Annotated in this window: 1 protein-coding gene; it reads right to left on the bottom strand. The window is 49.1% G+C overall.

What is annotated here, in order from left to right; all coding sequences use genetic code 11:
* Window positions 1-578, bottom strand: a 578-nt coding sequence (locus R7Z50_RS29495; RefSeq protein ID WP_318150014.1) for a GspE/PulE family protein, incomplete at both ends; no start/stop codon positions are given.

Below are 578 nucleotides of genomic sequence, written 5' to 3'. Positions count from 1 at the left end.
TCTCTACCGTCTCTTGGTCACGCATCTCACCAATCAAAATGATGTCTGGGTCTTGACGCAAGAAGGTGCGTAACACGCGTGAAAATGTCAGGTCGATTTTGCTGTTGATCTGTACTTGCGTGATACGTGGTAAACGGTATTCCACCGGATCTTCTGCGGTGATGATCTTTTTACCCGGCTCATTGAGCTCACTCAACGCGCCGTAAAGTGTCGTGGTTTTACCCGATCCCGTAGGGCCGGTTACCAAAATCATGCCATGAGGACGAGATAACTGACGACGCAAGCGCGCCAGTAGCTCAGGCGGTAAACCCGATTCTTCTAATGGACGTAAGCCTGACGACTGGTTAAGCAGACGCATTACAACCGATTCACCGTACTGAGTTGGTAACGTCGACATACGAATATCAATCGATTGGCCACGAACTTTGATGTTGAAGCGACCATCTTGTGGCAGACGCTTCTCAGAAATATCCAAGTGCGCCATCAACTTAAGGCGTAATACCAATGCAGAAGCGATGTTCACTTCGTTCAGAATGGTTTCATGCAGCACACCATCGACACGCTGGCGTAAACGCAAG

The organism is Vibrio sp. 1249-1, from assembly GCF_033340495.1.
Note: the sequence above shows the minus strand (reverse complement) of the source record. Positions and strands in the feature narration are given on the sequence as shown.